This window comes from Amycolatopsis sp. PS_44_ISF1, from assembly GCF_032335455.1.
Classification (GTDB): Bacteria; Actinomycetota; Actinomycetes; order Mycobacteriales; family Pseudonocardiaceae; genus Amycolatopsis.
The window spans coordinates 378,061-399,496 of record NZ_JANUXO010000002.1; the positions used below are offsets into that span (position 1 = coordinate 378,061).

Sequence of the window (21,436 nt, forward strand, 5' to 3'; positions counted from 1 at the left end):
GCCGGGTGGTTTCGGCGTCAGGCGCGCACGCTCAGCCGCGTCAGCCCCGCGTCACCCGGCCGGGAGCCGGTGACGCGCACCGCGACGTAACGCGCCGGCGCCCGCACCGGCACCGAGACCGTGCGACCGCGACCGGGGACGGCCGCCGCGGTGTAGGTCCGGCCGTCGGTGCTGTACTCCACCGCCGAAGCGGGGACCCGGCCCCCGGCCCAGGCCAGCTCGACCGAGCCGACCGGCCCGACCGCGCCCAGGTCGGCCACCATCCGGCCGCCGGGGCCGGGGCGCCACGCCGTGGCCGGATCGTCGTCGACGGCCGCGGCGGGGGAGGACAGGCCCGGTGGCAGCGGTTCCGCCGGGAAGACCACGGCGCCCAGCGCCAGGTCGTCCAGCGGGTACGGCCGGGTCCACCACGCGGCGACGGTGATCGTGCGGCCCCCGGGGACCACCACCGGACGCGCGGGCTCGCCGGCCGGCTCGACGGTCACCAGTACCGGCAGACCGGCGGGGGCGGTGAGCTTCAGCTCGGCCGCGTGGGTCACCGTCGCCCGCAGCCGCGCCGGCACCGCGCGGCCGAAGGTGGCGCGCAGGGTGAACCGCGCGGGCTCGACCCGGCCCTGCGCGGCCGAAAGGTCCGCGGTGTAGTCGGATCCGGCCGCGGTGGTCACCTGCTCACCCCGGTAGAGGGCGACGGCGCCGCCGGCCGGGGGCAGCGAGACCACGGACCGGGCCGCGTCGCCGGAAAGGTTGAGCAGCACCAGGTGACCGTCCACAACGGACGCCCGCACGGCCGGCGCGCTGACGGCCGGCCGCGCCCGGCGCGCGGTGGCGGCCAGGCCGCGCGAGTCCGGATAGCACTCCACCAGCATCGGCGCGACCGGCCCGTCGGCGAGCACGATCCGGTCGCCGGAGACGGTGATCGGCCGCCCGGACCCGGAAACGGCGAACCCGGCCCGGCCGTCGACGTCCAGCCAGCCGCCTTCGCTGCTGAGCGCGGGCGTCGGGTAGGTCGCCACCGGGGCCCACGTCACGCCGTCGGCCGAGGTCTGCACGGCGTACTTCCGCCCGGCGGCGGACTCCCAGGCGAGCCGGACGCGGTCGAACGCCCGCGGCGCGCCGAGGTCCACCGCCAGCCAGCTGTCCGCGCGCGGGCGGTCGGCGACCGAGACCGCCCAGCGCGTCGCCGGGTCGCCGTCGTTCGCGAACTTCGCCTCCCGGCCCGCCGCGGCGGACGAGGCCGACGCGGTCCCGGCCCGGGCGAGGTCGGGTCCCGAACCGCCCGCGCGGACCTCGAACGCGAACACCGAGTAGCCGTACGCCGGGTCCGGCTGCACCCCGAGCATCCGGACGTACCGGGCGGTGACCTCCGGGAACACGAGGTCGTCGACCCGTCCGCCCGCCGGAGGGGCCTTCGCGACCGGGACGGTCACGGTGCCCTCGGCGGTGCGGTAGGTGCGGTCGCCGTCGAGCCCGGGCACGCCGGGCATGTCGAGGTTGTACACCGACACAACGCCTTCGCCGTCCGCCACGCCCGTGCTCGCGTACACGGCGGCGCCGGTCGGCAGCGTCGCGAAGCCTGCGTACCCGCTGTCGAACTTCAACACACCGACGCTGCCGTCGAAGCCGTCGCGGACCTTCGTCCACGTCTTGGTGTGCCGCTCGCGCACGGCGAGCGCGGTCGAGGGCAGGAACATCGGCGTCGCGCCGCTCAGGCCGAACAGCCAGTCGTCGTGGTGCGGCTGCCAGGCGAACTTGACGAACCCGGGCTTGGTCACCGTGGCGGCCCACGCCGCGGGGGAGCGGTGCGCGACCAGGCCGGGCCCGGGGCCGAAGTCGGCGACCCCGGTGGCGTGCGCGTCGAACTCCGCCACGCTCGCCGGCCGCACCACGCCGCCGTGGCGGGCGCGCCACTCGTGCAGCAGGTAGCTGATCGCGATCTCCGCCCGCGCTTCCGGCTCGTACTTCGGTTCGCCGGAGAACTTCGTGACGCGGTCCACCGGCGGATACGCCTGGTACGGCTCCAGGCGCGCGGCGAGGTCCGCTTCGGCCCGCGCCGCGTACCGGTCGCCGAGCACCTGCGCGCGGAAGGCGAGCGGGATGACGTCGCGGCCGTAGAGGTGTTCGCGGTCGTTGACCATCGGCATCAGCGGCTCGCCCGCGTCGCTGGTCATCAGCAGCATGGTGCGCCACAGCAGTTCGCCGTTCGGCTGCGCGGTGAGCACCTCGGGCAGCGGCCGCCCGGCCAGCAGGAAGTGCATCGCGTTGCGGCCCGAGGTCCGCCACAGCTCCTCCTGGTAGTGCGGCCCGAACGAGCCGTGGTTCTCCACCAGGAAGGTGTCGTACAGGTTGGTCGCGGTGTTGGCCGAGATCGCGACCCCGTCCACCAGCCGGGGGTTGGCCAGGTCGGCGGCGGGCAGGCCGCCCTCATTGCGGCTCCAGGCTCCGAACGAGGCGCGCCACGCGGCCGCGCGCGGGTCACCGGGCGCCCACGCCAGCCCGGGGGCCAGCGACTGGGCGTAGACCCCCATCTCCTCCAGCTTCGTGTCGCCGACGTGCCCGCCGGTCAGCCCGTGCGGGGTCCAGTCGCCGGACAGCGGGTCGTTACCGGTGCCCAGCGCGGTGGTGTAGGCGGCCTGCTCGACGGCGATCTTCGTGACGTCGGCCCGGGTCGCGTCGTCCAGGTCCGTCCACAGCAGACGCGCGGCGAGCTGGAAGTAGGACTGGAACGTGGTGTCGAAGAACAGCCGCCGGCCCCATTCGGTGCCGCCGGTGAGCCGGTTCGACGCCGCGAAGTGCCGGATGGTGTCGACCGTGTGCCGGTGCAGCACCTCGTGCGGCACGCCGGTCACCGAAGCGTCGTAGCCGCCTCGGGTCAGCAGCACCGCGTTGCCCAGCACCACGGCGAAGGTGAAGTCCTGGGCCGGGTAGATGCCCTGGGCCGCGTCGAACTGGGACTCGGCCCAGCGGGTGTGCCGCAGCAGCACCCGCAGGTAGGTCGCGGCCACGTCGTCGGGTGGGCCGGCGGCGGCTCCTCCGGTGCCTGCGGCCGGGGTCGTCCCGGCCGCCGCTGCCATCGGTGTCACCAGGCCTGCGGCCAGCACCGCCACTCCGCCCGCGCCCAGTACGCGCAGGGCTTGCCGCCGGTTCAGCCCTTCAGGTCCATGCACAACCGTCACCTCGCTGACAACCTTGTCATCGTGTCGGCGCGATTGTGGTCACGAAGCTCGGCGCCGGGCAAGGGCCGGGGCCGAATCCGTCCGTTTTCGGACACCGGGACCCGGCGGGCGGCCCGGCCGGGCGTGGTCTGATGACGGCGTGCCGATCGACTCCGGGAAGCTCGCCCTGCTGCTGCTGGCCGGGGTGGGCGCGGGGCTCACCGGCGCGACCGCCGGGCTGGCCTCACTGGTGTCCTACCCGGCACTGCTCGCGGCCGGGCTGCCACCGCTGAGCGCGAACATGACCAACACCGTGGCGATGCTGGGCACGACCGTGGGCGCGGCGACCGGCGCGCGCCCGGAGCTGAAGGGGCAGGCCCGGCGGCTGCTGCCGTTGGGCCTGATCACCACCGCCGGTGGCGGCTGCGGGAGCCTGGTGCTGCTGCTGACCCCGTCCGGCGCGTTCACCCAGGTGGTGCCCGGGCTGATCGGCGGCGCGTCGCTGGTGCTGATGGCCGGTCCCCGGCTGCGCCGGCGCGCTGCGCACGCCGGGCACCGGGGGATCGGCCCGGTGACCGGCGGCGCGGCGTTCCTGGTCGGGGTCTACGGCGGGTACTTCGGTGCGGCGGCCGGGGTGCTGATGCTGGCGCTGCTCACCACCGCCTGGAACCAGCCGCTGGCCCGCGCGAACGCCGCGAAGAACGTCGCCACCGGCGCCGCGAACCTGATCGCCGCGGTGGTCTTCGGCTTCACCGGCGAGGTGGACTGGCCCGCCGCGCTCGTGCTGGGCCTGGGCTCGGTGGGCGGCTCGTGGCTCGGCTCGGTGCTCGTGCGGTACCTGCCCGCGAACCCGCTGCGGATCGCGATCGGGATCGGCGGGCTGGTGCTCGCGGTGGTGCTCGGCCGGGCCGCCTTCACGGGCTGAGCCGGGCACCGAAGCCCACGCCGAAGCTTCGCGGTAGCCGGAAGAAAAGCGCGGCGCCCCCCGGTCGGGAAACCGGGGGGACGCCGCCTGCGGCACGGAAGAATCCCCTGACCCGCCCTCACCCGCTCCGGGAACCAGCACGTGGTGGTGAGGTGTACCGCGTACGCGGTCTCCTGTGCCCGGTGCTGGGCTGCGCTGTCGGCGGGGAATCGAACCCCGACGCTGCCCACCGCGTCGCCAGGGGGGTGAGCCGGAAGGAACCGCCGGCTCTCGGCTTCGTGCTCGCTTTCCCGGGGCGGGTTACCCGCTTCTGCCGTGCCGGAGCTCAGTCGAGGAGGTCGGCCTCCCAGTTGGTGCGCTGAATGTCCACGTCGGCCTGCCGCAGCTCCGCCGCCACGCGGTCGGCCTGCGCCCGCAGCCCGGCGACCGGCAGCGCGGCCAGGTACCGCAGCTCCGAACGCAGCTGCCGGCCCGCGCCGCGGGAATTCCCGGCCGCGGCGTCGGCGGCCGCGGTGAGCACGCCGTGGCGGAGGCGGAGCACGTCCCGGCGGGCCAGCGCGTCGGTCACCGTGCCGGACCCCAGCGGGGTGGCCGAGTTGGTGCGGTTGATCCGGCGGATCAGCGCTTCCAGCCCGGTCAGCGTCGAATCGGCCTCGGCCAGCAGTTCGGCGGCCTCCTCGGCCGGTGTCTCACCCTCTTGGTACCGCGCGTTCGCGACGATGCGGGCGCGCAGCTGCTCGACCCGCTTCATCGCGTCGGAGCGCAGCGAGAGCGCTTCCGCCAGTTTCATCTCCCCGCTCATGATCACCAGTATTCCGCACCACCGGTCGAGGACGAGCAGATTCCGGTGCATCGGCCCGGGGTGACGGTGCCGCGGCGGCGACGGGTCCGGCCGAACCGCCGGGCGATCCGGGCCGGAAAACCGCGCCGGTCCACCGCGCGGCCCACCGGTCCGTGTGGTGATTTTCCACCTGGACCAGGACTGATACGCTCTGTAGCGAGGCAAAATCAGCCGACGGGCTGTGCGCGCGGGTGTCGGGTCCGGTCGAAGCCGGGCGGGCACCGCCGTGGGGAAGGATGCTTTCGGGTATGGCGGACAGGTTCGAGTTCGTGCTCGACGCGGTCGAAGCTCTCGTGGTCGGCCAGGCGACGGGGGGTGACATCCGGCAGTACCCGTTGCGGATCGGCACGGTACCCGCCGACCCGGTGCGGTTCATCCGCGTGGCCACCCAGGTCTACCAGGCGATGGAGGACCGCAGGCTGTCGGTGCACGGCGAGTTGCACCCGCACGTGCGCACCGCGTTCGCGCTGCTGGCCAAGCACCGGGTCTCGGTCGCGGTGGCCGGGATGGACGGGCTCGGCGCCGACATCGCCGTGCTCGCCCTCACCGACGGCCGCCAGGCACTGGGCATCACCCAGGACCCGCAGTCGGAGGACCTGCTGTTCTCCCTGTTCGACGACGAGGACCTGGTCGAGGTGGTCACCGGGGTGCTGCCGCCGGCGCGCGCGGCGACCACCGGAGCGCACACCGTGCACCAGAAGGCGGCCCAGTCGGTGTCCAAGATGACCGCGCGCCGCCGCGCCGAGGCCGCGGAGGACGAGGAAGAGACCGACGCCTTCGGGATGATCGAGGTCAGCGGGGTGGTCCGGCCGCGCCCGGGCGGCGAGCGCCGGGCGGCCCCGTCGGCCGAGGGCGGCGTCGAGGTGCTGGAGCGGGTGCTGGCCGCGCCGCGGCTCGGCGGCGGCCACCTGGCCGTCACGGCCTGGAGCCGCCACGGCGAGCGCCTGGCCGGCGACCCGATCAGCTGGCTGGACACCGAGGACGGCCGGTACCTGGTGCACACCAGCACCGGGGACTCCGGCGATCTGAGCGCGAAGTACGTGCCCGCGGGCCGGGCCGAGGTGGCCCGGGCCGTGCGCAACGCGATCGCCGCGATCTACTGACCGCTGCCCGCCATCGCGGAGCAGAGCCATCGCCGGAGCAGAAGGGAAACCCGTGTCCGTCACCGACCCGACGTTGCCCGCCTCCTCGGTTTCCGACCCGTCGTCGCCGGACTACGACCCGCGCAGCCCGGCGTACGACACGACCGCCGACCCGTCGTCGAAGTACTACGTGGGCCCGATCAAGCCCGACGACGTGCTCTCCGGCGACCAGATCCGCGCGGCGGCCACCGAGCAGGTCGACCAGGAGATCAAGGACGGCTGGCTCGGCCCGGTGGTGGACGCGAAGGTGCGGGACCGGCAGATCCAGGAGCTCTACCAGCAGCGCCTGGACGAGGCCAGGCAGCGCCTCGACGAGGGCCTGCAACTGCGCCGTGGCGGCGACGCCCCGCACACGGTCTGGTCCCACGCCTCCCACGAGCAGATGCAGCAGGCGATCACCCGCAACGCCGATTCCGCCACGGTCGCGGCCTCGTCCGAAGAGTGGGTGAGCGTCGGCAACGACCTGGCCGCGCACCAGCGGACGCTGGCGCGCGCCATCGAAGCGAGCACGTCCGACTGGTCCGGCGGCGGGGGCGACGCCGCGCGCGAGCACCTGGCGAACGTCGGCCAGTGGCTCGGCGCCACCGCGCAGGGCGCGACCCTGTCCGGGCGGCAGCAGGAGATCCATTCGCAGACGCTGAACGAGACGCAGAAGGCGATGGCGGCCAATCCGCCGATCCCGTTCTCGGTGCAGGAGTCGAACGCCCGGCTGCAGCAGATCAAGGACCCGGTCGCCTACGCGCAGCAGGCCGGTCAGGCCACGGCGGTCTACCGCGAGCAGCAGGCCGCGCGCGAGCAGGCCGCGCAGACGATGACGCAGTTCGACCGGACGATCGGCTCGGCCGTCGTGACCCCCCGGTTCCCGGCCCCGCCCGCGCTGACCGGCCCGGCGGGCGGCGCGGGCTCGCCGGGCCGCCCGGGGTCGGACGGGCAGCTTCCGCGAACGGACGGGGCGAACGGGCGCACTTCTGGCACTGATGGCTCTGGCAGAACTGTCGGCACTGGCGGCGCTGGTGGTGGACCGGCTGGCGGTCCCGGGGGCGGCTCGGGCGGCGCCGGCGGTGAGAAACGGTCGGCGTTCGTCACGAGCGCTTCGCCCGGATCCGGCTCCGATGGACCGGGCGGGGGCGATCCGCACCGCTCTTCCGGGGAGGGCCCGGGCCGCGGCCACCCGTGGTCCGGCTCGCAGCCCGGCGGGACTTCCGGGGAAGGCACCCGCATCCAGGGGAGCGCACCGGCGCACCTGCCCCCGATCGGGGGGCCGGTCCCTGGAAGCGGTGTCCACGGCGGTCCGGGCGGCGCGAGTCCCGGTGGCGGCAGCGGATCCGGCTACTCCCCGCCCCCGTTCACCCCACCCGGCGGTGGCCCGGGTCCGGGCGGCGGTCCGGCCTGGGGCGGCTCCGGTTCCGGCGCTGGTTCCGGCCCCGGCGGGCGGATCCCGGCGACCGGCCGCGGCGGCGGGATCGACGGTGAAGGCGCCGGCAGCCGCCTCGGTGGCGGCTCCGGGCCCGGGGGTGGCAGTCTGGGTGGCGGCGCCCGGGGCTCCGGTCCGGGCGGCCCCACCGGCTCGGGCGGCGGTGCGGCGGCCGGGGAGGAGCCGGCCGCGCGCGGTGGTGCGGCCGGGGCGGGCGGCAAGGGTGCGCCCGGTTCGCCGGGCCTGGGCGGTATGGGTGCGGCGAACAAGGGCGGCAAGGGCCCGGAGGACAAGGAGCACAAGATCGCCGATTACCTGGAGTCCGACGATCCGTCGTTCTTCTCCCCGGACGAGGTCGTCGCGCCGCCGGTGATCGGCGACTGGAGGAACACGGACTGGAAGTGAGCGGGCGGGCGCGCTCCGGGCCCGGGGCGCACGGCCCGGCTCGTGACCGGGTCGGCGGTGGCGGAGCGGTTCCGCGCCGTCGTGAGGGTGGGCGCCGGTCGCGTGGGTCGCGGACCCCCGGCCGGTGCGGTGCAGTGACGAGGATTCGAGGAGAACGACGAGCATGACTAGTGCTGGCGGCGGCCTGGGGGACCTGATGCGGGACCCCGACGAGGCGATCCGGCGGATGGACGAGTGGGCGGCCGGTTTCGCCCGCAAGGCGGAGCGGTACGCGGCGGCGCAGGAGGAGACCGAGCGGCTGCGGCTGACCGCGTCGAGCCCGGACGGCACGGTCCGGGTGACCGTCGGGGCCGACGGGGTGGTGTCCGACCTCGTCTTCAGCTCGAAGACGCGGACGATGCCGCCGGAGGAGCTGTCCCGGATGGTGCTGGAGACCATGCGCCGGGCCCAGTCCGGCATCACCGAACGGGTGGCCGAGGTGATGACCGAGCAACTCGGCGACGAGGACCAGGAAACCCGTGGCCTGCTGCTCGGCTCGCTGCGCGACCGCTTCCCGGACCCGGACGAGCCCGAGGACGGCCCGCCCGAGCCCGGCGACGACCCGGACCCGGAGCCCGTCCCACCCGCCGGTGGCGCGGCGGCCTCGCCCCCGTCCGCGACCCCGCCGCCGTCCGCCCCGCCGGTCCGCCGTCCCGGCCGGGTCGACCCGGACGAGCAGGACAACAACCCCTGGTGAGCCGTCCGGCCGCACCGGTTTCCGAAGGCCCGCACCCGGTGGTGCGGGCCTTCGGCGTTTCCGGTCCTGCTTCCGCGGCGGCCCCGGAGACCGGCGGCCCCGGCGCCCGGGCGGGTTTCGGGCGGCCCGGGATCGCTCGACCCCGCGCGGGGGTCGTGGCATCATGATCCGCCGGTCGGACGGAGCGGGGGAGACGGCGATGGCGCGGCAGGTACCGGAGCGGGCGGCAGGGCCGGCGGGCGAGGCGGGCCGCGCGGACCGGCCGGGCCCGGCCGCCCAGGTGCGGCGGGTCGCGCTGGCCAGTGCGATCGGCACGACGATCGAGTGGTACGACTACTTCATCTACAGCACCGCCACCGCGCTGGTGTTCAACCGGGCTTTCTTCCCCTCGCTGTCGCCCTCGGCGGGCACGCTCGCCGCGTTCGCGACGCTCGGGGTGGGTTTCGTCGCACGGCCGATCGGCGGGATCGTCTGGGGCCACTTCGGTGACCGGGCCGGGCGCAAGACGATGCTGGTGCTTTCGCTGGTCCTGATGGGTCTGGCGACGGCCGGGGTCGGCGCGCTGCCGACGTTCGGGCAGGCCGGCGTGCTCGCTCCGGTGCTGCTGGTCGTGCTGCGGCTGCTGCAGGGCATCTCGGCCGGCGGGGAGTGGGGCGGGGCCGCGCTGATGGCCGTGGAGCACGCGCCGCCGGGCCGTCGCGGACGCTACGGTTCGTTCTCGCAGATCGGGGTGCCGGCCGGGCTGATCCTGGCCCAGCTGGTGTTCTTTGCGGTGAGCTCGGCGCTTTCCCCCGCCGAATTCCGTTCGTGGGGCTGGCGGGTGCCGTTCCTGGCCAGCCTGGTCCTGGTGGCCGTCGGGCTGGCGATCCGGCTTCGGGTGGAGGAGAGCCCGGTGTTCGCGCGGCTGCGGGAATCGGGCGAGCGCAGCCGGGTGCCGATCGTGGACGTGCTGCGCCGGCGCCCGCGCGAGGTGCTGGTGGCCGCCGCGAGCTTCATCGCCAACACCGCCATCGGTTACATCTTCTTCGCCTACTTGCTCTCCTACGGCACTTCGGTGCTGAAATTGAGCAGCGACACCATGCTCGTGGTGGTCATCGCCGGCAGCGTGACCTGGCTGGCCGCCATCGTCGGCTCGGCCGTCTGGTCCGACCACGTCGGCCGCAAACCGGTGTACCTGGCCGGTTCCGTGCTGCTGGTGGTCTGGCCGGTCCCGTTCTTCCTGCTCGTCGACACCCGCCAGCCGGCGCTGCTGCTCGTCGCCGTGGTGGTGCTGAACCTCGGCCTCGGTGCCACCTACGGTCCGCAGTCGGCGCTGTTCTCCGAGCTGTTCGAGCCGCAGTTCCGCTACAGCGGCGCTTCGTTCGCCTACGCCGCGGGAGCGGTGCTGGGCGGCAGCTTCGCCCCGCTGATCGCCACGGCGCTGCGGACCTCGACCGGCACCTCGTTCTCGGTCTCGCTCTACATGGTGGGCGTCGGGCTGATCAGCCTGGTGGCCGTGCTGGCGCTGCGCCGGACGCCGGTCACAGCCGGTTGAGGTCGATCGCGGCGGCCATCCGCGCGTACCCGGCGTCGCCGGGGTGCAGGTGGTCGCCGGAGTCGTAGGCGGGCAGCATGGCCTGCGGGTCGGCGGGATCGCGGATGGCGGCGTCGAAGTCGGCCACTCCGTCGAACACCCCGCTGGTGCGGATGAAGGCGTTCACCGCCTCGCGGGTGCGCTCCAGGGTCTCGTCGTAGACCGGCCAGCCCTTGAACGGCGTCAGCGTCGCGCCGATCACGCGGATACCGCGCGCCTTCGCCTGGGCGACGAGCTGCCGCTGGGCCGAGATGATCATCGCCGGATCGGTCTGGTGCGGGTTCTGCTGGATGTCGTTGATGCCCTCGAGCACGATCAGGGTGCGCACCCCGCCGACGCTGAGCACGTCGTCGGCGAACCGGGCGAGCGCGTTGCGCCCGGCGCCGTCGCCCGGGACGTCGAGCAGCAGCCGGTTGGCGCTGATGCCGGCGTTGAGCACGCCGAGGCGGCCGTGCAGGCGGTCGCTGAGGTAGTCGGGCCAGCGGTGATCGGCGCCGGGGGTCGAACCGACGCCGTCGGTGATGGAGTCGCCGAGCGTGACGACGGCGCCGGGCGCGGTGCCCTCGACGTCGACTTCGCTGACGTAGTGCCAGGCCGTGGTCTGCTCGGTGAAGGACGCGCCGGACTCCTCCGCGGCGAAGTCGCCGTTGCGGGTGAAGAACGAGGTCTGCTGGGCCGCCGGGTGGTAGGTCACCGGACCGGACGGGCTGGGCACGAACGTGGTGACCAGCAGGTCGGCGTCCGCGGGCACCCGGACCGGCGCGGGGTCGCTCAGCACCTCGGCCCCGGCCGGGACGACCACGGTGGCCGCCCCGCCGAAGGTCAGCGTCCGCAGGGAGCCGGGCACCGCGCTTGGCCGGCCGGGCGCCGCCGCCACCGCCACGGTCACGTGGCCGAAGACCAGCGGCCCGGTGCCGAAGGTGTTGGACAGGCGCACCCGGGCCCGGCTGCCGCCGGCACTGGTGTGCACGACGTTGCGGATCGAGTAGTTCGGATAACCCTGCGGGGTGTTCGGCACCCCGGCCGCGGGCGCGGCGGCCCAGCTGCCGACCCACCCCCCGGACGTCGGCCCGCTCTGCGCGGTGCTCGACGCCGTGAGCGCGCCGAAGGTGACCAGGACCGCCGTACCCACCGCCAGTAGCCGTCTCATGCAGCTCACAGTGCGGGCGCGCCGCGGGGTCCGGTGACCGCTGATCAGGTGAGGGAGCGGACAAAACAGCGGACAAGCGACACCCGGGCGCGCTGTCTATTGTGGACTGCTTCGCCCGCCCGGATTCATCCCGGGCTGGTCACCTGCCGGAATTCGCTGCGCACGGCCGGGAGCACCTCGGTGCCCAGCAGCTCGATCGCCTTCATCACCTTGGCGTGCGGCACTCCGGACCAGTCCATCTGCATCGCGTACCGGTCGGCGCCGGTCAGCTTCCCCACGGTGATCAGCCGGTCGGCGATCTCCGCCGGGCTGCCGGTGAACAGCGCCTTCGCCCGGTCGGTGTAGGCGTCGTACTCGGCTCTCGACGGGATGGCCCAGCCGCGGGCCCGGGCACCGTACTTCATCGTCTCCAGCCAGTACGGGTAGAACGTCTCCTTGGCCTCCTGGGAGGTTTCGGCGATCAGCCCGATCGCGCTCATGGTGACGTTCAGATCCTCCGGGGCGTGCTCGCCGGCCTCGCCCGCGCGGCGGTAGAGGTCCACGAGCGGGGCGAAGCGCTCCGGCTCGCCGCCGATCACCGCGTACACCACGGGCAGGCCCAGCAGACCGGCCCGGATCGAGGACTCCGGGTTGCCGCCGGTGCCGACCGAGATGCGCAGCCGCCGTCCGTAGGGGCGCGGGTAGACGTGCGCGTTCTCCAGCGGCGGGCGGAACCGGCCCGACCAGGTGATCGGGTCCTCGCGGTCGATCCGCAGCAGCAGCGCGAGCTTCTCCTCGTACAGCGCGTCGTACTCGCCCAGGTCGGCGCCGAACAGCGGGAAGGACTCGGTGAACGAGCCGCGCCCGGCCAGCAGTTCGGCCCGGCCCCGGCTGAGCTGGTCGAGCGTGGTGAACTGCTGGTAGACCCGCACCGGGTCCTCGGTCGAGAGCACGGTGACCGCGCTGGACAGGGTGATGCGCTCGGTGACGCTCGCCGCGGCGGCCAGCACCGTGGCCGGGGTGGAGATGGCGTAGTTCTCCAGGTGGTGCTCGCCCAGTCCGTAGAAGCCGAGGCCGAGTTCGTCGGCGAGCTTGATCCGCTCGACGGTCTCCGCCAGCCGTTGCGCCACCGGCACCTGCACGCCGGTCAGGGGGTCCGGCGGCCGGTCGCCGAAGCTGTAGATCCCGAGTTCCATGTCCACTTCCTCGCTGGTCCTGACCGCGAAAGTAGCACGGTTGATGATGCGTCAACATCTTTCGGGAACCGTGTCCGTGGTCACGGGATCGCCCTTGTGCGTGACCGGCGACGGCAGGGGAACTTCGCGGCCGCCCGGCTCAGCCCTGGGGCTGGGCGATGTTCACCATCCAGGCGATGCCGAACCGGTCGACGCACTGGCCGAATTCGTCGCCCCACATCTGCTTCTCCAGCGGCAAGGTGACCTGGCCGCCGTCGGAGAGCTTGGCCCAGTAGCCCCGCAGCTGCTCGGCGTCGTCACCGCTGAGGCAGACCGAGACGTTCGCGCCGGGGTGGTACTCCATGCCCGGCGGGGTGTCGGACGCCATCAGCGTGAAACCGGCCGGGGTGTCGAGCTGTCCGTGCATGACCAGGTCGGCGGCGGCGTCCGGCATCCCGAACTCGCCGAAGGTGGACACGGTCAGCTCGCCGCCGAGCACGTCGCGGTAGTGCTCCAGCGCCGGGCGGGCGGAGTCGCGGAAGGAGAGGTAGGGGTTCAGCCGAGAGGGCATCGGTGGCTCCTGGGAGTCGTGAACGGAATCGCATCGTCGCAGATCAGCGAGCTGGATGACAACGAATCCGCCACGACCGGGGGAGGGGCTTCGCTCAGGGCCTCACGGTTCGCCGCCGAGCTTGCCGCGCAGCTGTTCGAGGGTCTGCGACAGCAGGCGGGACACGTGCATCTGCGAGATGCCGACGCGGTCGGCGATCTGCGTCTGGGTCAGCCCGCCGAAGAACCGCATCACCAGGATGTCGCGCTCGCGCTTGGGCAGCTCGGCCAGGAGCGGTTGCAGCGCCTCGTGGTTCTCGATCTGCTCGAGCTCCGCGTCCTCCTCGCCGAGGGTGTCGGCCAGCGACAGCGGCTCGGCGTCGTCGTGCACCGGCTTGTCCACCGAGAGGGTCTGGTACGCGTTGCCCGCGATCAGTCCTTCGTGGACTTCGGCGATTTCCAGGTTCAGGTGCTCGGCAAGCTCGGTCGGCGTCGGCGCGCGGCCGAGGGTCTGCGAAAGCGTGCTGGAGCCGTGGCTCAGCGCCAGGTGCAGTTCCTTGAGCCGGCGCGGCACGCGCACCGACCAGCCGGTGTCGCGGAAGTGCCGGCGGATTTCGCCCATGATGGTGGGCACGGCGAAGGACAGGAAGTCCGGCCCGCGGTCGGGGGTGAACCGGTCGATCGCGTTGATCAGCCCGATCCGGCCGACCTGCACCAGGTCTTCGCGTGGCTCGCCCCGTCCGGTGAACCGGGTGGCGATGTGCTCGGCCACGGGCAGGAACTCGGTCACGAGCCGGTCGCGCAGCCGGGACCGGCGCGGGTCCCCCGCGTCGAGCGCCGCCATTTCCCCGAACAACGGGGCGGTGTGGGCGTATTCGTCCCGGCGGCGGGTGGCTGGCTGGTTCGTGGTCACCCCGTCGCCCGCCCGGCGCCCAGCTCGAGTTCGATGGACAGCGTGTTCACGGTGTCGCCGGGCACCGGGGCGCACCAGGCCCGGACCGACTGGGCCAGCGTGGTCAGCACGTGCCAGCCGAAGGTCCGCTCGCTCGGGGGCTGGCTGTGCCGCGAAAGGGTCTCCACGGTCAGGTGAATGCCTTCGGGAGCCACCCGGAACCGGCAGGTCATCGTCGCGCCCAGCTCGGCCAGCTCCACCAGCTGCGCGCACGCCTCGTCCACGGCCATCTTCGCGTCGGCGATGGCGTCGAGCCCGTAGTCCGCCCGGACCACCACCGCCTGCGCCAGCATCCGGATCAGCGGTATCTGGCTCGCGTCCGCGGGTACCCGTAGCTCGATCACTTCGTCGAGCAGCCGGTCCACCGCGGGCAGCCCGCCCCGGGGCGAGCTGCCGGCTCCCTCGTTGTCCATGCGCTTCGTCTACCCACTCGGGCGGGGGATGACACCTGGCCGGGAACGATTGGCCCGGCGTCGCGCCGGGTAGTCGGAGCACTCGCGCGGGAGCGTCAACCAAGGAGGCAGGATGCGGATCGGCTACACCCTGATGACCGAGCAGGCCGGGCCGAAGGAGCTGGTGCGGCACGCCGCGGTCGCGGAGGCCGCCGGGTTCGACTTCGAGGTCAGCAGTGACCACTACTCGCCCTGGCTTTCCGAGCAGGGTCACGCACCGTACGCCTGGAGCGTGCTGGGCGCCGTCACCCAGGTCACCGAGCGGGTGGAGCTGATGACCTACGTCACCTGCCCCACCCTGCGTTACCACCCGGCGGTGATCGCGCAGAAGGCCGCGACCACGCAGGTGCTGTCCGACGGCCGGTTCACCCTCGGCCTCGGTTCCGGGGAGAACGTGAACGAGCACGTGATCGGCCGCGGCTGGCCGTCCGCGAACGTCCGCCACGAACTGCTGTCGGAGGCCGTGCAGATCATCGGCGGCCTGTTCGACGGCGGGCACTTCGACTACCAGGGCGAGCACTTCCGGGTCGACTCCGCGAAGCTGTGGGACCTGCCGGAGCGGCGCGTGCCGATCGCCGTGGCGGTCTCGGGTTCGCAGTCGATCCAGCGCTTCGCCGCCGTGGCCGACGCGATGGTCGCGGTCGAGCCGGACGCCGAGTTGTGCCGCGAGTGGGACGCCACCCGGCCGGGCCCGCCGGCCCGCAAGATCGCGCAGCTACCCGTTTCCTGGGGCCACGACCGGGAAGCCGCGGTGCGTCGCGCCCACGAGCAGTTCCGCTGGTTCTCCGGTGGCTGGAAGGTCAACGCGGAGCTGCCGGGGGTCGCCGGCTTCGCGGCCGCCACCCAGTACGTGCGGGAGGAGGACGTCGCCGCCGGCATCGCCTGCGGCCCCGGGATCGAGCCGATCGCCGAAGGCGTCCGCAAGTTCGCCGAGGCGGGTTTCACCGACGTCGCCCTGGTCCAGATCGGGGGAGACCAGCAGGACGGTTTCCTGGACTTCGCCGAGAAGGAACTCCTCCCGGCGCTGCGCGAGATCTAGGCCGATGCTCGTTTCCCGGCGTCCGGTCACTTCGGGCCGGACGCCGGAATGCGAGCTGTAGCACGCGACGGCGGTAGGGCCGCCGTCGACAAGGACCGAGCCGTGGGATGAGTTCGGACGGGGTGGGCCCGTCTGCGCCACGCGATTCACCGCGCCCTTCGGCGGCTCACTTCCGCTCCAGCGCGGCCAGCCTGAGCTCGAGCTGATCGACCCGGTGGCGCAGCAGGGTGACCTGGGCCTCCAGGCTGACCTCCCGTTCCGCCCGGCGCTGGATGCGGGGTGATTCCGCGGCGCGCTTGACCACGGCTTCGAGCGGGACCAGGCGCTGCGGACCGTTCGGGCCGTCCACCAGCCGGGACTCGATCTCGCCGTTGCGGTACCAGGACCGCAGGGCCGAACGGGACACGCCGGTCTCGATCTCCGCCTTGGCCAGGGTCACCCACGGGGTCTCCTCCAGCCGCTCGAACAGCTCCAGCTCGTTCTGCCAGCGCGCCAGCCGGTCGTCCCAGTCCGAAGGTGTCTCCACCCCACCCCTCCTTCGTCACGGTGACCCTGTCAGTACCAGTGTATTGACAGGGTTGCAACCATGGAAGCATGTTCGAAAAATTCACCGTCAAGGCTCGTCAGGTGGTCGTCGCGTCGCAGGAAGAGGCGAGGCTGCTCAAGCACGGCCACATCGGCACGGAGCACATCCTGCTGGGGCTGCTCGACCCGTCGGACAGCGTCGCGGCGAAAGTCCTGCACCAGCTCGGCTACGACCGGGAGACCGCGCGGGCCGACGTCGCCGCGGTGGTCAGACCCGGAACCGAAGAGAAGAGCGGCCACATCCCGTTCAGCCCGCGGGCGAAGAAGACGCTCGAACTCGCCCTGCGCGAGGCGGTGCAGCTGCACCACGACTACATCGGCACCGAGCACATCCTGCTCGCCCTCCTCGCCGAAGGCGAGGGCGCCGGCCCGAAGGTGCTGGCCGAGCGGATCAACCCGGTGAGCCGCGTCCGGGCCGCGGTGCTGGCGGCATTGGAGGAGTCGCCCGGCGCGCCGGGCGGTTCGTGGCCGGCGGGCACCCCGGCCACGGAGGCCACCGAGGTCACGGTCTCCACCGCCAGCGCGCTGGCCGGCGGCGCCCCGGTCGGCAGCCACCACCTGCTCGAAGCGATGCTGCGGGCGGAGAACAGCATGGCGGCCAGGGTGCTGCGCGAACTCGGCGTCGACCCGGCCGCGGTCGCCGCCAAGATCGACGAGCTGGACCCGGAGACCACCACGGACGCCAACCCGGAGGAGACCGCCGCCCGCCGGATGGAGATCCGGCTGACCGGCGACGAGGTGCACCTGGTCCTGCGCGACCCGGCCACCCTGGCGCTGGCCCGGTCCGTCACCGAGCTGTCCGGCGGGCCGATCCAGGGCGCGGGCCCGGTCGCCGGTCTGTTCGTCCCGCTCTGGCGCGCCACCAACCAGGTGCTGCAACAACTCCGGCGCACAGTGGAGCCGGAGTCGGGAGAAGAGGAGGTGTCCACCGACGACACCGACGCCGTGGCCAAGGCGGTGCGCTCGGTCCTCGCGCCGCGGTTGCGCCGAAGGGCTGGCTGACCCCGGGAATCGCCGGGGCCGGTCTGAGCGGACTGGCCCCGGCGCGGGCGCCGCACGTGAACGGCGTCGAGTTCACCTCCGCCGAGGGCCGCAGTGCCGCCTGGCGCTGCTCGACGGCGCTCCGCTCGTCCTCTCTCCGGCCGTGGTCCGGGAATGCGAACGGAAAGGCCCGTCCGTACGCAGGATCTGCCGGACGATGCTCGCGTTTTCCGGTCCGGCGGAAGCGGCGGCCGGGTCCGGCCATCCCGGTCTTCGGCCGCCGCGCGGGGACCCCGGACGGCCCGGGCCGACGGGTGCGAATTTCGCCGGGGTGTCGGTGGTGGGGCCCGGCGGCCAGGCCGCCGGGATGCAGTAATGTCTTCGCGGACCCGTTAAAGCGCTAGCGGCCACTACTGGCGCGCGCCCGGGTCTTGCCTGGTCAGCAGCGCCCTTCGGTTACCACGAGAAGGGGCACCCAATCCATGACCGGCGGCCGGGAACGGCTATCCGCGCGGCTCGACGAGGTCACCGCGGCGATGGAGTCGCTGACCGCGATGCTGGATCAGCACGAGCTCGACCTCGGGCAGATGCTGCAAGCGGTGTGCGAGCACGTCGTGCGGGTGGTCGCGGGGGCCGACATGGCCAGCATCACCCTGGTGCGCGACGGGGCCGCGGAGACCGTCGCGAGCACCGATCAGCGGGCGGTCAACTTCGACCGTGAGCAGTACCGCCTCGGCGACGGGCCCTGCCTGCAGGCGGCCCGGACGGGCACGCCCGTACGCGTCGGGGTCGGCGCGGTGGCGGACCAGTGGCCCCAGTTCGCCTCCTCCGCGCGGGACCTCGGGGTGTCCAGCTTCCTGGCCGCGCCGCTCACCGTGGACGAGGACATGAGCGGCTCGGTGAACCTGTTCGGCTTCGGCGAGCACGGGTTCGGTGAGCTGGAGGTGAAGGTCCTCGAGCTGTACACGGCGGCGGTCGTGTTCGGGCTCCGCAGCGCGCGCCGGTACTTCGACGCCAAGGAGCTCGTCGCGCAGCTCAACCGCGCGCTGGAGACGCGGGCGGTGATCGATCAGGCGAAGGGCATCCTGATGGCCGCGCACCGGATCGACGCCGAGGAAGCCTTCCGGCGCCTGGTGAAACGCTCCCAGGACGGCAACCAGAAGCTCTACGACGTGGCGGCCGAGTTCGTCGCGGCGGTCTCGCAGTTCACCTAGCCCTCCCACCCGGGGAACTCGCGGGCACCGCCGCGGGGGGTCCGGGTTTCCCCCGGGTGCGGTCCGGGGTAAGTCAAGGGCATGCCGGACATCACAAGCTTGATCCTCGACGACCACGACTGGTTTCGCCGGCAGTTCGCCGCGCTCGACGACCTCGACGACCCGGCCCGGATGGCCGAGGTGTGGCAGCGGCTGGCCGACCTGCTCGACGTGCACGCCGCCGCCGAAGAAGAAATCTTCTACCCCGAGTTGATCCCGCGCGGGGACAACGCGGAGGACGAAACCGTCGACGCCGTCGGTGACCACAACGACATCCGCGACGGCGTCCGCGACGCCGCACTGCACCCGGTCGGCAGTGCGCCGTGGCTGGCCGCGGTCCGGCGGACCCGGGAGGCCAACAGCGAGCACATGGCCGAGGAGGAGGACGACGCACTCGCCGACTTCCGCCGCAACGCCGGTGCCGCCCTTCGTGACGAGCTGGGCCGGAGGTTCCTGGAGTTCAAGAAGAAGCACGCGGGCGCCCGTGACCTCGACACCAGCGACGTCGACCCGGAGCGCTACGTCGCCGAGATCGAGGGCAAGACGCCGCCGGACAGTTCGCTCGGCATCGGCAGCCTGAAAGACCGTCGCTGAGGGTGGGGGAGGGCTCCGGCCGGCCGGGCCCGGCACGAAGCTCCCGCCGGGCGAATAAACTGGGGGCCGGAGCGGGGGCCGCTGAACAGTCCACTTCGGCAAGACCTCATTCGGAAGCGGGTGAACCACATGGTGCAGGTTCGGGTCCAGGGCTTGGCCGTCGTCGCGCAGGAAGTGGCGCCGGTGGTGCTGCTGCGGGAGGAAGCCGGCCTGCGGCGCTGGCTGGCCATCACGATCGGTGCGCCCGAGGCGCAGGAGCTGGCCGCGGCCCAGGAGCGGACGGCTTCCCCGCGGCCGGGCACGGTCGAACTGCTCCTCGACGTGGTTTCGGCCTTGGGCCAGCGGGTGGTGCAGATCGAGGTGACCGAGCTGCGCGACAGCATCTTCCACGCCGACCTGGTGCTGGCCGACGGGGTGCGCGTTTCGGCGCGCCCGAGCGATGCGATCGCGGTGGGACTGCGCGCGGAGGCGCCGATCGAAGTGGCCGAGGCGGTGCTGGAAGAAGCCGCCGTCGATGTGACCGTGGCCAACGCCGAAGAGGCGGGCGACGTCCTGGGGGCGGACCTGGATGGCGGGGCGCTCGAAGAGTCGCCGGAGACCAGCGAGGACCAGATCCGCCAGTTCCGCGACCTGCTCGACGAGGTCAGCCCGGACGATTTTCGCGACCCCGGTCCGACCTGAGCGCGAGTGCCGGTCTCGGGCGGTGGCCGTTGCCGCGGACGGCGGGTTTCCGAGATCCACGCCCTGGACGAGCCCGCCACGACCACGAGGCGATGCCCCCGGTCGGGTTCCGGCCGGGGGCATCCTCGCTTCCGGGGACGGGTGTCCTCCGTCTGAAATGGACCGCCCGGCTCAGTTCCCGGTGCCGCGCGGTGAAGGCAGCCGGCTGAGGCCGAGGCTCGCGACCATGCCCGGGCGCGCGCAGGGCAGGGGCAGGATTTCCAGCAGCCGCCGCACGGGGCGGGATTCGCCGGGGTCGACGTAGAACTCGACCTGGTGGACGCGGGCCAGCAGTTGCAGGTGGTGCAGGGTCCGCAGACCGCTGACGGCCAGGAACGTGGTCGGGCCGAGGTCGATGATCACCATGCCGATGGTGCTGCGGATCCGCGCTTCGGCGATTTCGGCCAGCCGCGGGGCGGTGTACAGATCCACCTCGCCGTTCACCTCGATCACGGCGGCGCCCTCGGCCAGGCGGTGTACGTGCAAGTGAAGGCCCCCGGCGATTTCGGGAGCCGGTGTGCGTCGATTCTCCAGCTGGCGTTGGGCGCTCATTCGCGGCCCGCCTCTCTTCGGCCACGCACCGGGCGGTGTCCGGCCGGAGCGCAAAGACCTCAGGCAGCGGAACCGGCCGTCCCGGCCCGCGGGAAAACACGGCGGCTGATGGCTCAACCACTTTCAGCCTAATGCATCGGCCCGGCGGCGGCCAGCAACCGGCCCCGTGCGGGTTACGCGGACCGGGTTCGGGGCGGAAGGGCCGGCGGCGCAGGGTACTGCGCGTTTTCGCCGAATTGTCGGTGCCGTGTCCTAGGGTCGGCCATCGAGACCGAACGAGACACGAGGCCGGAAGAGACGCGGAGGCAGCCATGACCACCGAGCCGATCATCGAGGTACCGGGCCGCCCGCCGGTGGCGGACCTCGCCACCTGGCAGGCTGCCCGAGACGAGCTGCTGCTCCGCGAGAAGGCCCACACCCGTGCGGGCGACGCGCTGGCCGCGGCCCGCCGGCGGCTGCCGATGGTGGAGCTGGACGGAACCGTCGAGGTGACCGGCTCCGAGGGCCCGGTCCCGTTCCTGGAGCTGTTCCAGGGCCGCGAGGAGCTCATCACCTACCAGCACATGTGGCACGAGGGCGCACCGCTGCAAGGTCAGTGCGAGGGCTGCACTTTCGCGGCCTGGAATCTGCAGGACGCCACCTACCTCAACGCCCGCGGTGTTTCCTTCGCGATGCTGACCGCGGGCCGATGGGACGAGGTGGCGCCGTTCGTCGAGTTCATGGGCTACCGCCAGCCGTGGTACTCGGTGCGCGAGGTACCGGCGCCGATCGGCGACCGCATGGGCCACCTCAGCGTCTTCCTCCGCTCGGGCGAGCGCGTGTTCCTCACCTACTCGACCACGGGCCGGGGCATCGAGCCGTTCAACGGGACCTTCGCCCTGCTCGACGCCACGCCCTTCGGCCGCGGCGAAGCCTGGGAGGACCACCCCGAAGACCGTCCCGAGGGCCGGCACCCGTGCTGGTACTGGCGCTCGGCCGCGGACGGCACCGCGACCTGGGGCCCGACCAGCCGCCCGGTGGCCCAGTGGACCCGCCCCGGAGCGACGCCGGTGGACGACCTCGGCCGGAACGGGCCCATGTGCTGACGGCGGGGTGGTGCTGATGGCGGGGTGGTGCTGACGCTGGAGTGGTGCTGACGGCGATGAATGGCTTGCCCGCGTTGCTCGGTTACCCAGGCTTGGCCGGATTTCACGAGCGGGGAATGCCGCGATTCCGAAGTCAAGGGAAGACCGGGCGACCGGGAATGCGTTTCCCGGCCATTCTTCGG

20 protein-coding genes are annotated in these 21,436 nt (G+C 73.1%); 11 read left to right on the plus strand and 9 right to left on the minus strand.

Features of this window, described 5'->3' with window-relative positions; all coding sequences use genetic code 11:
- Positions 1–17: 17 nt before the first annotated feature.
- On the minus strand, positions 18–3,164 hold the full coding sequence (locus NYF13_RS16475; protein WP_315657846.1) for a discoidin domain-containing protein: 3,147 nt from the start codon (positions 3,162–3,164) through the stop codon (positions 18–20).
- 148 nt (positions 3,165–3,312) lie between these two features.
- Here NYF13_RS16475 and NYF13_RS16480 point away from each other — a divergent pair, with 148 nt between their 5' ends.
- Positions 3,313–4,077: a sulfite exporter TauE/SafE family protein gene (locus tag NYF13_RS16480; protein WP_315657847.1), complete on the plus strand. Its 765-nt coding sequence runs from the start codon at positions 3,313–3,315 to the stop codon at positions 4,075–4,077.
- Between the two features lie 325 nt (positions 4,078–4,402).
- Here NYF13_RS16480 and NYF13_RS16485 read toward each other — a convergent pair whose 3' ends face one another.
- Complete coding sequence (locus NYF13_RS16485) at positions 4,403–4,879, minus strand: DIP1984 family protein (protein ID WP_315657848.1); 477 nt, start codon at positions 4,877–4,879, stop codon at positions 4,403–4,405.
- Positions 4,880–5,166: 287 nt separating this feature from the next.
- Here NYF13_RS16485 and NYF13_RS16490 point away from each other — a divergent pair, with 287 nt between their 5' ends.
- From NYF13_RS16490 to NYF13_RS16505, 4 genes are all read left to right on the plus strand, one after another.
- The gene (locus tag NYF13_RS16490) at positions 5,167–6,021 is read left to right on the plus strand and encodes an ESX secretion-associated protein EspG (protein ID WP_315657849.1); all 855 of its coding nucleotides are present in this window, start codon (positions 5,167–5,169) and stop codon (positions 6,019–6,021) included.
- A gap of 52 nt (positions 6,022–6,073) precedes the next feature.
- Positions 6,074–7,879, plus strand: coding sequence for a hypothetical protein (locus NYF13_RS16495; RefSeq protein WP_315657851.1), 1,806 nt, complete (start codon positions 6,074–6,076; stop codon positions 7,877–7,879).
- Positions 7,880–8,042: 163 nt separating this feature from the next.
- Entirely contained in the window at positions 8,043–8,615 is a 573-nt protein-coding gene (locus NYF13_RS16500) for a YbaB/EbfC family nucleoid-associated protein (protein WP_315657852.1), read from the plus strand.
- Between the two features lie 199 nt (positions 8,616–8,814).
- Complete coding sequence (locus NYF13_RS16505; protein ID WP_315657853.1) at positions 8,815–10,149, plus strand: MFS transporter; 1,335 nt, start codon at positions 8,815–8,817, stop codon at positions 10,147–10,149.
- Here NYF13_RS16505 and NYF13_RS16510 read toward each other — a convergent pair.
- The 5 genes from NYF13_RS16510 to NYF13_RS16530 all read right to left on the minus strand — a co-directional run bounded on the left by NYF13_RS16510 (position 10,136) and on the right by NYF13_RS16530 (position 14,406).
- Positions 10,136–11,338: an SGNH/GDSL hydrolase family protein gene (locus NYF13_RS16510; RefSeq protein ID WP_315657855.1), complete on the minus strand. Its 1,203-nt coding sequence runs from the start codon at positions 11,336–11,338 to the stop codon at positions 10,136–10,138. The two genes, NYF13_RS16505 and NYF13_RS16510, sit on opposite strands and share 14 nt — an antisense overlap.
- A 125-nt stretch (positions 11,339–11,463) precedes the next feature.
- Positions 11,464–12,513 carry an LLM class flavin-dependent oxidoreductase gene (locus NYF13_RS16515; RefSeq protein WP_315657856.1) on the minus strand — a complete coding sequence of 350 codons (1,050 nt, stop codon included), beginning with the start codon at positions 12,511–12,513 and terminating at the stop codon, positions 11,464–11,466.
- Between the two features lie 139 nt (positions 12,514–12,652).
- Positions 12,653–13,063, minus strand: coding sequence for a VOC family protein (locus NYF13_RS16520; RefSeq protein ID WP_315657857.1), 411 nt, complete (start codon positions 13,061–13,063; stop codon positions 12,653–12,655).
- A 102-nt stretch (positions 13,064–13,165) separates the two neighbouring features.
- Entirely contained in the window at positions 13,166–13,954 is a 789-nt protein-coding gene (locus NYF13_RS16525) for a SigB/SigF/SigG family RNA polymerase sigma factor (protein ID WP_315657858.1), read from the minus strand.
- Positions 13,951–14,406, minus strand: a complete 456-nt coding sequence (locus NYF13_RS16530) for an ATP-binding protein (protein ID WP_315657859.1) — start codon at positions 14,404–14,406, stop codon at positions 13,951–13,953. The genes NYF13_RS16525 and NYF13_RS16530 overlap by 4 nt, the downstream gene beginning before the upstream one ends.
- A gap of 112 nt (positions 14,407–14,518) precedes the next feature.
- Here NYF13_RS16530 and NYF13_RS16535 point away from each other — a divergent pair, with 112 nt between their 5' ends.
- On the plus strand, positions 14,519–15,484 hold the full coding sequence (locus NYF13_RS16535; RefSeq protein ID WP_315657861.1) for a TIGR03557 family F420-dependent LLM class oxidoreductase: 966 nt from the start codon (positions 14,519–14,521) through the stop codon (positions 15,482–15,484).
- Positions 15,485–15,650: 166 nt separating this feature from the next.
- On the opposite strand, the gene NYF13_RS16540 is transcribed toward NYF13_RS16535, so the two are convergent.
- Positions 15,651–16,010: an excisionase gene (locus tag NYF13_RS16540; protein WP_315657863.1), complete on the minus strand. Its 360-nt coding sequence runs from the start codon at positions 16,008–16,010 to the stop codon at positions 15,651–15,653.
- A 68-nt stretch (positions 16,011–16,078) separates the two neighbouring features.
- Between NYF13_RS16540 and NYF13_RS16545 the strand changes: the two genes are divergently transcribed.
- The 4 genes from NYF13_RS16545 to NYF13_RS16560 all read left to right on the plus strand — a co-directional run bounded on the left by NYF13_RS16545 (position 16,079) and on the right by NYF13_RS16560 (position 19,578).
- Positions 16,079–17,071 (plus strand): Clp protease N-terminal domain-containing protein, encoded by a 993-nt coding sequence (locus tag NYF13_RS16545; protein ID WP_315657865.1) that lies wholly within the window; start codon positions 16,079–16,081, stop codon positions 17,069–17,071.
- 461 nt (positions 17,072–17,532) lie between these two features.
- On the plus strand, positions 17,533–18,264 hold the full coding sequence (locus NYF13_RS16550) for a GAF and ANTAR domain-containing protein (RefSeq protein WP_315657866.1): 732 nt from the start codon (positions 17,533–17,535) through the stop codon (positions 18,262–18,264).
- A gap of 81 nt (positions 18,265–18,345) precedes the next feature.
- Positions 18,346–18,897, plus strand: coding sequence for a hemerythrin domain-containing protein (locus tag NYF13_RS16555; RefSeq protein WP_315657867.1), 552 nt, complete (start codon positions 18,346–18,348; stop codon positions 18,895–18,897).
- A 129-nt stretch (positions 18,898–19,026) separates the two neighbouring features.
- Positions 19,027–19,578, plus strand: a complete 552-nt coding sequence (locus tag NYF13_RS16560) for a bifunctional nuclease family protein (protein ID WP_315657868.1) — start codon at positions 19,027–19,029, stop codon at positions 19,576–19,578.
- 171 nt (positions 19,579–19,749) lie between these two features.
- Here the strand turns inward: NYF13_RS16560 and NYF13_RS16565 are convergent, their stop codons facing one another.
- The gene (locus NYF13_RS16565) at positions 19,750–20,103 is read right to left on the minus strand and encodes an STAS domain-containing protein (RefSeq protein WP_315657869.1); all 354 of its coding nucleotides are present in this window, start codon (positions 20,101–20,103) and stop codon (positions 19,750–19,752) included.
- A gap of 377 nt (positions 20,104–20,480) precedes the next feature.
- Here NYF13_RS16565 and NYF13_RS16570 point away from each other — a divergent pair, with 377 nt between their 5' ends.
- Positions 20,481–21,254, plus strand: coding sequence for a DUF899 family protein (locus NYF13_RS16570; RefSeq protein ID WP_315657871.1), 774 nt, complete (start codon positions 20,481–20,483; stop codon positions 21,252–21,254).
- Positions 21,255–21,436: the final 182 nt, after the last annotated feature.

Excerpts from the sequence above, each read along its gene's own strand:
- NYF13_RS16485 (WP_315657848.1), bottom strand. The coding sequence starts at position 4,879 with ATGAGCGGGGAGATGAAACTGGCGGAAGCGCTCTCGCTGCGCTCCGAC.
- NYF13_RS16490 (WP_315657849.1), top strand. The coding sequence starts at position 5,167 with ATGGCGGACAGGTTCGAGTTCGTGCTCGACGCGGTCGAAGCTCTCGTG.
- NYF13_RS16500 (WP_315657852.1), top strand. The coding sequence starts at position 8,043 with ATGACTAGTGCTGGCGGCGGCCTGGGGGACCTGATGCGGGACCCCGAC.
- NYF13_RS16505 (WP_315657853.1), top strand. The coding sequence starts at position 8,815 with ATGGCGCGGCAGGTACCGGAGCGGGCGGCAGGGCCGGCGGGCGAGGCG.
- NYF13_RS16510 (WP_315657855.1), bottom strand. The coding sequence starts at position 11,338 with ATGAGACGGCTACTGGCGGTGGGTACGGCGGTCCTGGTCACCTTCGGC.
- NYF13_RS16515 (WP_315657856.1), bottom strand. The coding sequence starts at position 12,513 with ATGGAACTCGGGATCTACAGCTTCGGCGACCGGCCGCCGGACCCCCTG.
- NYF13_RS16520 (WP_315657857.1), bottom strand. The coding sequence starts at position 13,063 with ATGCCCTCTCGGCTGAACCCCTACCTCTCCTTCCGCGACTCCGCCCGC.
- NYF13_RS16530 (WP_315657859.1), bottom strand. The coding sequence starts at position 14,406 with ATGGACAACGAGGGAGCCGGCAGCTCGCCCCGGGGCGGGCTGCCCGCG.
- NYF13_RS16535 (WP_315657861.1), top strand. The coding sequence starts at position 14,519 with ATGCGGATCGGCTACACCCTGATGACCGAGCAGGCCGGGCCGAAGGAG.
- NYF13_RS16545 (WP_315657865.1), top strand. The coding sequence starts at position 16,079 with ATGTTCGAAAAATTCACCGTCAAGGCTCGTCAGGTGGTCGTCGCGTCG.
- NYF13_RS16550 (WP_315657866.1), top strand. The coding sequence starts at position 17,533 with ATGACCGGCGGCCGGGAACGGCTATCCGCGCGGCTCGACGAGGTCACC.
- NYF13_RS16555 (WP_315657867.1), top strand. The coding sequence starts at position 18,346 with ATGCCGGACATCACAAGCTTGATCCTCGACGACCACGACTGGTTTCGC.
- NYF13_RS16560 (WP_315657868.1), top strand. The coding sequence starts at position 19,027 with ATGGTGCAGGTTCGGGTCCAGGGCTTGGCCGTCGTCGCGCAGGAAGTG.
- NYF13_RS16570 (WP_315657871.1), top strand. The coding sequence starts at position 20,481 with ATGACCACCGAGCCGATCATCGAGGTACCGGGCCGCCCGCCGGTGGCG.